Here is a 9,623-nt window from a genome sequence, read left to right as displayed (position 1 = left end):
TTCCGCCACTTCCGCATCTGGTATTTTTACATCTTGCGATGCTTCACTTCAGAGAGTGAAGATGGTGGCTACGACGGGATTCGAACCTGTGACCCCATCATTATGAGTGATGTGCTCTAACCAACTGAGCTACGTAGCCATCTTTTTTTTGTTCCTAACGACGGTGTTTTTAGCTGTCCACTGTCTTGGGAACGGGGCGCATTATGCTCATACCAGCAAAAACCGTCAACAGTTTTTTTCGATATCTATCGAAAATTTGTTTGTTCGATTGTTATTTGGACGAAATGTGTAAATGGCAAACTCAAAACCACTTTTTCAACATAAAATTGACAAAATTGAGAGGGGGCCATTGCACTGCTCGCTGTCGGAACCATATAAAATAAGCCAGTATTTCTACTGGCTTATCATAATCAGACACTGAATTGCCGATATTTATACGCTTTTGCTTTATACGTTAAAGCGGAAGTGGACAACATCGCCATCTTTAACGATGTAATCTTTGCCTTCAAGGCGCCATTTACCGGCATCTTTAGCACCGTTTTCACCTTTGAACTCGATAAAAGCATCGTAACCGACCACTTCTGCACGGATGAAGCCTTTTTCGAAATCGGTGTGGATCTTACCTGCAGCTTGCGGTGCTGTCGCACCGACAGGAATCGTCCATGCTCGTACTTCTTTCACACCTGCCGTAAAGTAGGTTTGCAGCGTCAGCAGTTCGTAACCAGAACGGATCACACGGTTCAGGCCAGGTTCTTCAATACCCATATCGGCAAGGAACTCTTCGCGATCGGCATCATCAAGTTCGGCAATTTCAGACTCGATAGCAGCACAAACTGGCACGACAACCGCATTTTCTTTGGCGGCATATTCACGAACCATCTCGAGGTATTCGTTATCTTCGAAACCATCTTCGCTGACGTTTGCGATATACATAGTTGGCTTAGCTGTTAGGAAGTGGAGGTAATCAACCGCCGCCAGCTCTTCTTTACTCAGCTCGACCGAACGAACCATGCCGCCTTCAGTTAAAGTAGGCAGTAGCTTTTCAAGTACAGCGGTTTCGAATTTAGCATCGCTATCGCCGCCTTTTGCTTTTTTCGCCTGACGGAAGATAGCACGTTCACAGGTATCTAGATCAGCCAGTGCCAGCTCAAGATTGATAACTTCAATATCATCGAGCGGGTTTATTCTGCCTGCAACGTGAACAATGTTGTCATCTTCAAAACAGCGCACAACGTGACCAATTGCGTCAGTTTCACGGATGTTAGCCAGGAATTTGTTACCTAGACCTTCCCCTTTTGATGCGCCGGCAACCAGACCTGCGATGTCTACGAATTCCATTGTTGTTGGCAGAATTCGTTGTGGTTTAACAATCTCCGCCAGTGCATCCAAACGAAGATCTGGCACAGGTACAACGCCGGTGTTCGGTTCGATAGTACAGAACGGGAAGTTTGCTGCTTCGATACCCGCTTTGGTTAAGGCGTTGAATAGTGTGGACTTACCAACGTTTGGCAGACCCACGATACCGCATTTAAAACCCATGGTTGGAAACCCTTTTGGTGATTATTCTGCTTTGAATGAATGTAGTCGATTTTGCGCTTTGTTCAGCCCATCTTTTAACAGTATATCCATACAACGTACTGCTTCATCAACAGCGGCATCGATATTTTCCTGCTCTTTGGCTGGCGCTTTACCCAACACAAAGCCTGTGACTTTGCTTTTGTCGCCGGGGTGTCCGATACCGACACGCAGACGATAGAATTCTTTGTTATTACCCATTTTGCTGATGATGTCACGCAGACCATTGTGACCACCGTGACCGCCGCCTTTTTTGTATTTAGCGACACCCGGAGGCAAGTCCAGTTCATCATGTGCCACTAAGATCTCTTCGGGCTGAATTTGAAAAAATTTAGCCAGCGCTGCCACAGATTTCCCTGACAGGTTCATAAAAGTGCTAGGGATCAACAAGCGAAGATCGTGACCGTCAGTGGTGATCCGACCGGTTCGGCCAAAGTATTTAGGGTCTTCTCGCAGGTTAATATTATGAACACGAGCAAGCTCTTCCACCACCCACGCTCCCGCATTGTGGCGGGTTCTAGCATACTCCGGACCTGGGTTGGCCAGACCTACCAATAGACGAATATTGTTACTCACGCTTGTCTCTCTAGTCATATACCAATCATATTAAAGCAGAGCCAAGAAATTATCAGGCATTAAATGCGATTGGTATCAGGGCTCAAAACGCGCGATATGTTATACCAATCTGACTCAGATTGGTATGATCAGCGCAATTGTTAAAGCAACCAATAAAAAACGCCTCGCATAGTGCGAGGCGTTTGCGGTTCATCGCCTGTTCGATTTAATGCTTATCACCGTTCATCTCATGACTCTGGAGCGAAGCCGCTGAGAGCTGAAACGACTGGTTGATCAGCGATTAATGTTCGAACATAGCAGAAATAGACTCTTCGTTGCTGATACGGCGAATAGCTTCGGCCAGCATGCCTGAAAGAGTGAGTACCGAAACACGGCCGGTATCTAGCAATTCCTGAGAAAGAGGGATTGAATCGGTTACGATAACTTCGTCAATCACTGACTCTCTGATGTTCTGAGCAGCGTTACCAGAGAAGACAGGGTGAGTTGCGTAAGCGAATACACGCTTAGCACCACGCTCTTTAAGCGCTTCAGCAGCTTTACACAGTGTACCGCCAGTATCGATCATGTCATCAACAATCACACAGTCACGGCCTTCAACGTCACCGATCAGGTGCATTACCTGAGAAACATTCGCGCGTGGACGGCGTTTATCGATAATAGCGATATCTGTGTCATCAAGCAGCTTTGCAATAGCACGTGCACGAACAACACCGCCGATGTCTGGAGAAACAACCACTGGATCTTCCAGTTTTTTCGCCAGGATGTCTTCTAGAAGAACAGGGCTGCCGAAGACGTTGTCGACAGGAACATCGAAGAAGCCTTGGATTTGCTCTGCGTGCAGGTCAACGGTCAGAACACGGTCAACACCGACGTTAGAAAGGAAATCTGCTACAACTTTAGCCGTAATAGGCACACGAGCAGAACGGACACGGCGGTCTTGGCGAGCATAACCGAAGTAAGGAATAACAGCGGTAATACGGCCTGCAGAAGCACGGCGTAGCGCATCGATCATCACAACCAATTCCATTAAATTGTCATTGGTTGGAGCACAAGTTGATTGAATAATGAATACGTCACTACCACGAACATTTTCATTAATCTGAACACACACTTCACCATCGGAAAAACGGTTAACTGTCGCGTCTCCTAGTGAAATGTATAGACGGTCAGCAATGCGTTGGGCTAGTTCTGGTGTTGCGTTACCAGCAAACAGCTTCATATCAGGCACGGTGGAAACCTCAGGTTGCGTCCAAGTTGTAGTTACTGACATTCCGTGGAAAGTGTGTTCAAGGTTGTCAATAGGGGAGATGTGTTGACACCTTTTGCGACAAATCCTTGGAGCCAGTCAGGTAATTTTTTCAGTATTGCATCGGCTTCTTGATAAGTGCTAAATTCAGCAAACACACAAGCGCCAGTGCCAGTCAATCTCGACGGCGCATATTCTAACAGCCACGAAAGCGCCTTATCAACCTCGGGGTGCAGTCTTCTGACGATTTTTTCGCAATCGTTTTCGTAAACCCCCTCTAAAAGGGCCTTCAGGCTGCGTTTTTGTGTATTTCGGGGCAAATCCGGGTGGGTGAAAATATCGCCAGTGGCAATGCTGACATCCGGTTTTGCGATTAAGAACCATTTTTCATCCGGCTCGGCAGGGTGTAACTGTTCACCAATGCCTTCTGCGAATGCGCTAAAACCACGGACAAAAACCGGCACATCAGCACCTAGAGTGACTCCAATGTCTGCCAATTGATCGACACTGAGTTTGGTTTGCCATAAATAATTAAGGGCAACCAGCGTGGTTGCCGCATCCGAAGAGCCACCACCCAAGCCGCCCCCCATTGGCAGGATCTTATCGATATGAATATCGGCCCCTGCTTTAAGGTTCGCCGCTTTGCGCAGGGCATCGGCAGCACGATAAATCAAATTTTCTTCGGTTGCGACGCCATCAATGGGCGGTGTCAGATTTATAACATCTGAATCGTTAGCCGTTATGGTCAGCGTATCGCCGTGATCTAAAAACTGAAACAGCGTTTGCAGCTCATGGTAGCCGTTCGGACGACGACCGGTGATGTAAAGAAACAAATTCAACTTAGCCGGTGCAGGCCAGCTTGTTGTACGGTTCAATATTGGGTTGCGGGGGGGCATGGTGTGGCTCATTGCGGTGTTAAATCCCACTTATTGATGACGAGAGTAATATGTTGCTTGTCTTGTTTTAAAATGATGCGCTTGGGAAGCGAGGGCGTTATGGAATAGTTGTATTCCTGATAATCCACCAGCCATAATTGTTGGTCAATTTGTTTGGCCAGAGAGGCGAGGCGATTATCACCATTGAGCTGATAGGAATCAGCGTCTGTCGGCAGTCCGATCAACCAGTCACGCATTTGTTCAATGGGGAGGTTGATACCGGTTAGATCACGTACCAGTACGGAGGCATTTGAACCGTCATAACGTTTGCCTTCATGGGAAATCAACGTTGCTCTGGTCGGTGTCGTATCGAGCTTGAGTAAGGTCTTACCCAAAAAATTAGTCAGTAACAGGCGATCAGCCTCAGGCGCTGTTTGCCATAAGAGGTTGGCACCAAAGCGCTGTTCCGGGCCTTTATAGCCAAGTTTCCCTGTTGCTTTATAGTGGTTCAGGTACTGAAGGGCCTGTTCATGGCTTTGCCAGTCTGTCTGAGTCACGAGAGGCAGTTGCTGGGCGCAGCCAACGATGAGAGAAAGAATAAATGAAATACCAATGAAACGCCATGCACGAACATGAGGGCTTCGATCCAGAACAGATCGACCTTGAAAAAATCGAAACGAGGAGGTTGCGGGCATATCTAACGATTCGCTGATTGGTTTGTCGCAACAATATCCCTAATTGCCCAATAAGCCAAATAAAAGCGTAATATCATAAAAATAATCACGATTGGGATAAAATAATCGCCCTTAAAATCCTACAAATGTGTGGCTATGCCGTATTGATTACACATGGCTCCTTTTATTACTGTGGGGCATCAAGTAAAATCCTGCCTTAGATCATTTCATCGGCGAAGTTGGTACACCGTCTCCATGACCCTGCTTGCATTAGGAATTAACCATAAAACGGCTTCTGTCGATCTGCGTGAAAAAGTGGCTTTTTCACCAGATAAACTGACTGAAGCCTTACAGCAGTTAGAAGCTCACCCTGCAGTGACGAGTGGCATCATTTTATCTACTTGTAATCGTACGGAAGTGTACTGCGATGTGACACAGCCAGGGCCGGGTATCATGATTGACTGGCTGACTCATTTTCATCAGCTCTCCGCGGAGGAGTTGATGCCCAGTTTATATTTTCATGAAGAACAGGCGGCGGCACGTCATCTGATGCGTGTGGCATGCGGACTGGACTCTTTAGTACTTGGCGAGCCACAAATCCTAGGCCAGGTAAAGCAGGCTTATTCTGACTCACGAGAGCAAGAAGCTGTTCATGGCATGCTGGAAAAACTGTTCCACAAAACATTTACGGTTGCGAAACGTGTCCGTACTGAAACCGATATTGGCGGTAATGCGGTGTCGGTGGCTTTTGCGGCCTGTACACTTGCGAAGCAAATTTTCGAATCGTTGTCTGAAGCGACAGTGCTGTTGATTGGAGCGGGGGAAACCATTGATCTGGTTGCCCGTCATTTAGTTGAGCAGGGTTGCAATCAGTTAATTGTAGCGAACCGTAGCAAAGAACGGGCCGCAGGTCTGGCCAATGAATTTGGCGCGGAAGTGATTGGTCTGCCCGACATTCCAGAACATTTGCACCGTGCTGACATTGTGATCAGCTCGACGGCCAGCCCGTTACCGATTGTCGGTAAAGGTATGGTGGGAAATGCGATTAAGCTCCGCCGCCATCAGCCAATGCTGTTGGTTGATATTGCGGTACCGAGGGATATTGAAGCAGAGGTCGGTGATCTGAACGATGCTTATCTGTATTCCGTCGATGATCTGCACAGTATTGTTGAAAAGAACCAGGAACAACGGAAAGTCGCTGCGATTCAGGCTGAAGCCATTGTGAGCGAGGAAAGCGCCGCCTTTATGAGTTGGTTGCGTTCACTCGAAGCCGTCGACAGTATTCGTCAGTACCGATGTTATGCCGACGAAATTAAAAATGACATGCTTAACCGTAGTTTGCAGGCGATAGCCAATGGCGCTGCGCCAGAAAAAGTACTGGCCGAGTTAAGTAACAAACTGACCAATAAACTCATTCATGCGCCAACCCGTGCGATGCAGCAGGCGGCTCACAATGGTGAACCGGAAAAACTGTCTGTTATTCGTGAAAGTCTGGGCTTGGACTCGATTAAAAGTTAATTTAAAGATCCTATGAATTCATCAATTTTAGTTAAATTAGAAACCCTGGTTGAGCGTTACGAAGAAGTTCAGCATTTGCTTGGTGATCCCGGTATCATCGGCGATCAAAATAAGTTCCGTGCCCTGTCTAAAGAGTATTCTCAGCTAGAAGAGATCACGGTGTGCTTCAAGGCTTATCAGCAAGCTCAAGAGGATCTTGTTGAGGCGGAAGAAATGGCCAATGAAGACGATCCTGAAATGCGTGAAATGGCGCAGGAAGAAGTCAAAGAAGCCAAAGCCAGCATTCTTCGGTTAGAAGATGAACTGCAGGTATTGCTGATCCCCAAAGACCCGAATGATGAGCGTAACTGCTTTATTGAAATACGCGCCGGTGCCGGTGGTGATGAAGCGGGCATCTTTGCCGGTGATCTGTTCCGCATGTACAGCCGGTATGCAGAGAGCCGCGGCTGGCGTATTGAAGTTATGAATGCCAATAGCTCAGAGCAGGGCGGCTATAAAGAAATGATCGCCAAGGTCAATGGCGATGGCGCATACGGTATTTTGAAATTTGAATCAGGTGGCCACCGTGTTCAGCGTGTACCTGCGACAGAATCTCAGGGCCGTGTGCATACCTCTGCCTGTACGGTTGCGGTCTTGCCTGAAGTACCAGAAGCTGAAATTCCTGAAATTAACTCGGGCGATCTGAAAATCGATACGTTCCGTTCATCAGGCGCAGGTGGTCAGCACGTTAACACCACCGATTCGGCGATTCGTATTACGCACTTGCCAACCGGTATTGTGGTTGAGTGTCAGGATGAGCGTTCACAGCATAAGAACAAAGCGAAAGCGATGTCAGTACTGGCCGCACGTATCATCAAAGCGGAAGAAGAAAGACGTCATGCAGCAGAAGCCAGTACCCGTCGCAACCTGTTAGGTTCGGGTGATCGTTCTGACCGTATTCGCACCTACAACTACCCGCAAGGCCGTGTTTCGGATCACCGTATTACCCTGACCCTTTACCGTTTGAATGAAGTGATGGAAGGTGATCTCGATAGCCTGATCCAACCGGTATTACAGGAATATCAGGCCGATCAGCTAGCGGCAATGGCTGAGCAACAGTAATGTCACTCAGCATCGAAGCGCTGATAAAGCAGACCGTTTTACAATTAACGCAGGCGGGCTCTGACAGCCCGCAGTTAGATGCGGCGGTATTGCTGTGCCATGTACTCGATAAGCCCCGTAGCTACTTGCTAACCTGGCCTGAAAAAAGGCTGGAACAAGAGCAATGCGCGGCATTTGATGCATTAGTAAAGCGGCGCCTGGCGGGTGAGCCGGTGGCTTACATTCTTGGTGAACGTGAATTTTGGTCACTGCCGCTGAAAGTCTCGCCGTCGACGCTGATCCCGCGGCCAGATACCGAGCGTCTGGTTGAACTGGCCTTGGAGAAAATTCCGGCCCAGCCCTGTTCGGTATTAGATTTAGGCACGGGAACCGGTGCCATTGCGCTAGCGATAGCTTCAGAGCGTGCTGATGTTGAGGTGACGGGAATTGATCTTCGCCCTGAAACGGCGGCACTGGCGACGGAAAATAGCGAACGGTTAGATATTCGTAATGCCCGCTTTCTCGCCGGAAGCTGGTATACCCCGTTGGCTGAAACCGCACAGTTTGCGGTTATTGTCAGTAATCCCCCCTACATTGATGAAGCTGATCCCCACTTATCTCAGGGCGATGTGCGGTTTGAGCCGAAAAGTGCCTTGGTTGCTGACGATAATGGCCTGGCTGATATTCAGATTATCAGCGAGCAAGGACGTCAATACCTGCAGCCCGGAGGTTGGTTGCTGATGGAACACGGCTTTGAGCAAGGAAAAGCGGTACGCACCATTCTACAGGAACTGGGTTATAACCTGGTATCAACAGCACAAGACTATGCAGGGCTCGATCGAGTCACCATGGGCTGCTGGCAAGGATAGAGAGAGAAAAAAATGTACAATGTAATGATAGATCTTCACATGGCAGCAATTGCATTAAGTGTATTACTGTTTGTTACCCGTTATTGCCTGATGATGGCGAATTCTCAGCTGACGGAGAAAAAATTCCTCAAAGTCACACCACATGTGGTTGATACCGTACTGCTATTGTCCGGCATCGGACTTATTATGATCACGGGGATCATGCCTTTCACCGAAACCGGTAGCTGGCTTACCCAGAAACTGAGCTGCGTATTAGCTTATATTGCACTAGGCTTCTTTACCCTGAGATACGGCAAGAACAAGGTATTTAAGACCTTTGCTTTCTTCGGGGCATTAGGTTGGGTGATGGCGGCCGCAAATATAGCAGTAACAAAAACGTCATTTCTGGGGTAATGCATGTTGCCGTTTAATGATGACGAGTTGGATCAGATGGAACTGGTGGAAGGGGCGATGGAAATTACAGCCGCTGTCGAACCGGCTTTTCCTATCGGTTGGGTTCGTATGCAGCTGAAGAGGCTTGCCCAGGAAGCTGAACAGGCGTTGATGGATGAGCCAAACCCAAGACTGCGGCTTGAAGGCCTGTTGCGACTATTTTATCGTGAATGGGGATTTCATGGCGATAATCAGCAATATTTCTCTTCTGAAAATGCATTGCTGGATAAAGTACTGCAGCGCAAAAAAGGGATCCCGGTCAGCCTTGGTGCGATTTTTCTATACTTAGCCCGTCATCTGGAGTTACCGGTAACCAGCGTTGGCTTTCCGACTCAGTACATTCTGAAAGTTAATTGGTTCGATGGTGAACAGCAGTTCATCAACCCCTTTGATGGCGAATATATCAGCTTACGTACCTTGCGAGGTTGGCTCATCGGTTATAGGGGACCGTTTTCGGAACTCAAAGATGAGCATTTCGCCACGGCAGATAACAAAGATATTCTGGCTCGCTGGCTAACGGTGCTGAAAAGCGCACTATTACGCGAAGAGCATTATACCGATGCTTTGCGTTGCAGTGACTTAGCCTTATCTATCCGTCCGGACGATCCGCATGAAATCCGCGATCGTGGCTATATCTACCAGCAGTTAGATTGCAGCCATGCCGCAGCGACGGATTATGCTTATTTCATCGAGCAATGCCCGGAAGATCCGGCGGCAGAATTGCTTAAGTTGCAGGTTCTGGCGTTAAATGAAGAGCCCCTTACCCTGCATTAATTAA

10 protein-coding genes and 1 tRNA gene are annotated in these 9,623 nt (G+C 48.0%); 5 read left to right on the top strand and 6 right to left on the bottom strand.

Going from position 1 to position 9,623, the window contains the following annotated elements; all coding sequences use genetic code 11:
- Positions 1-62 precede the first annotated feature (62 nt).
- The 6 genes from AC2204_RS10665 to lolB form a co-directional block, all read right to left on the bottom strand.
- A tRNA-Met gene (locus AC2204_RS10665) sits at positions 63-139 on the bottom strand.
- A gap of 308 nt (positions 140-447) precedes the next feature.
- The gene (gene ychF / locus AC2204_RS10660; protein ID WP_318925471.1) at positions 448-1,539 is read right to left on the bottom strand and encodes a redox-regulated ATPase YchF; all 1,092 of its coding nucleotides are present in this window, start codon (positions 1,537-1,539) and stop codon (positions 448-450) included.
- A 21-nt stretch (positions 1,540-1,560) separates the two neighbouring features.
- The gene (gene pth, locus AC2204_RS10655; RefSeq protein ID WP_318925470.1) at positions 1,561-2,151 is read right to left on the bottom strand and encodes an aminoacyl-tRNA hydrolase; all 591 of its coding nucleotides are present in this window, start codon (positions 2,149-2,151) and stop codon (positions 1,561-1,563) included.
- Between the two features lie 280 nt (positions 2,152-2,431).
- Positions 2,432-3,379, bottom strand: a complete 948-nt coding sequence (locus tag AC2204_RS10650; protein ID WP_318925469.1) for a ribose-phosphate pyrophosphokinase — start codon at positions 3,377-3,379, stop codon at positions 2,432-2,434.
- A 32-nt stretch (positions 3,380-3,411) separates the two neighbouring features.
- Entirely contained in the window at positions 3,412-4,305 is an 894-nt protein-coding gene (ispE, locus tag AC2204_RS10645) for a 4-(cytidine 5'-diphospho)-2-C-methyl-D-erythritol kinase (RefSeq protein WP_318925468.1), read from the bottom strand.
- Complete coding sequence (gene lolB / locus AC2204_RS10640; protein ID WP_318925467.1) at positions 4,302-4,967, bottom strand: lipoprotein insertase outer membrane protein LolB; 666 nt, start codon at positions 4,965-4,967, stop codon at positions 4,302-4,304. The genes ispE and lolB overlap by 4 nt, the downstream gene beginning before the upstream one ends.
- A 234-nt stretch (positions 4,968-5,201) precedes the next feature.
- Between lolB and hemA the strand changes: the two genes are divergently transcribed.
- Genes hemA through AC2204_RS10615 form a run of 5 tightly spaced genes read left to right on the top strand, consistent with a single transcriptional unit; the run spans position 5,202 to position 9,619 of the window.
- Positions 5,202-6,464: a glutamyl-tRNA reductase gene (gene hemA, locus AC2204_RS10635; RefSeq protein WP_318925466.1), complete on the top strand. Its 1,263-nt coding sequence runs from the start codon at positions 5,202-5,204 to the stop codon at positions 6,462-6,464.
- A gap of 12 nt (positions 6,465-6,476) precedes the next feature.
- The gene (gene prfA, locus AC2204_RS10630; RefSeq protein ID WP_318925465.1) at positions 6,477-7,565 is read left to right on the top strand and encodes a peptide chain release factor 1; all 1,089 of its coding nucleotides are present in this window, start codon (positions 6,477-6,479) and stop codon (positions 7,563-7,565) included.
- Positions 7,565-8,413 carry a peptide chain release factor N(5)-glutamine methyltransferase gene (prmC, locus tag AC2204_RS10625; protein ID WP_318925464.1) on the top strand — a complete coding sequence of 283 codons (849 nt, stop codon included), beginning with the start codon at positions 7,565-7,567 and terminating at the stop codon, positions 8,411-8,413. Before prfA ends, prmC begins: the two co-directional genes overlap by 1 nt.
- Before the next feature lie 12 nt (positions 8,414-8,425).
- Positions 8,426-8,806, top strand: a complete 381-nt coding sequence (locus AC2204_RS10620) for a SirB2 family protein (RefSeq protein WP_318925463.1) — start codon at positions 8,426-8,428, stop codon at positions 8,804-8,806.
- A gap of 3 nt (positions 8,807-8,809) precedes the next feature.
- A complete protein-coding gene (locus tag AC2204_RS10615; RefSeq protein ID WP_318925462.1) occupies positions 8,810-9,619 on the top strand; it encodes a SirB1 family protein in 810 nt (269 codons plus the stop codon).
- Positions 9,620-9,623 lie beyond the last annotated feature (4 nt).

Source organism: Photobacterium sp. (genome assembly GCF_057456235.1).
This window is presented reverse-complemented; position numbering and strand designations above follow the sequence as displayed.

Bases quoted from the DNA above. Each gene is read 5' to 3' on its own strand.
- ychF (WP_318925471.1), bottom strand. From the start codon at position 1,539: ATGGGTTTTAAATGCGGTATCGTGGGTCTGCCAAACGTTGGTAAGTCC.
- ispE (WP_318925468.1), bottom strand. From the start codon at position 4,305: ATGAGCCACACCATGCCCCCCCGCAACCCAATATTGAACCGTACAACA.
- lolB (WP_318925467.1), bottom strand. From the start codon at position 4,967: ATGCCCGCAACCTCCTCGTTTCGATTTTTTCAAGGTCGATCTGTTCTG.
- hemA (WP_318925466.1), top strand. From the start codon at position 5,202: ATGACCCTGCTTGCATTAGGAATTAACCATAAAACGGCTTCTGTCGAT.
- prfA (WP_318925465.1), top strand. From the start codon at position 6,477: ATGAATTCATCAATTTTAGTTAAATTAGAAACCCTGGTTGAGCGTTAC.
- prmC (WP_318925464.1), top strand. From the start codon at position 7,565: ATGTCACTCAGCATCGAAGCGCTGATAAAGCAGACCGTTTTACAATTA.
- AC2204_RS10620 (WP_318925463.1), top strand. From the start codon at position 8,426: ATGTACAATGTAATGATAGATCTTCACATGGCAGCAATTGCATTAAGT.
- AC2204_RS10615 (WP_318925462.1), top strand. From the start codon at position 8,810: ATGTTGCCGTTTAATGATGACGAGTTGGATCAGATGGAACTGGTGGAA.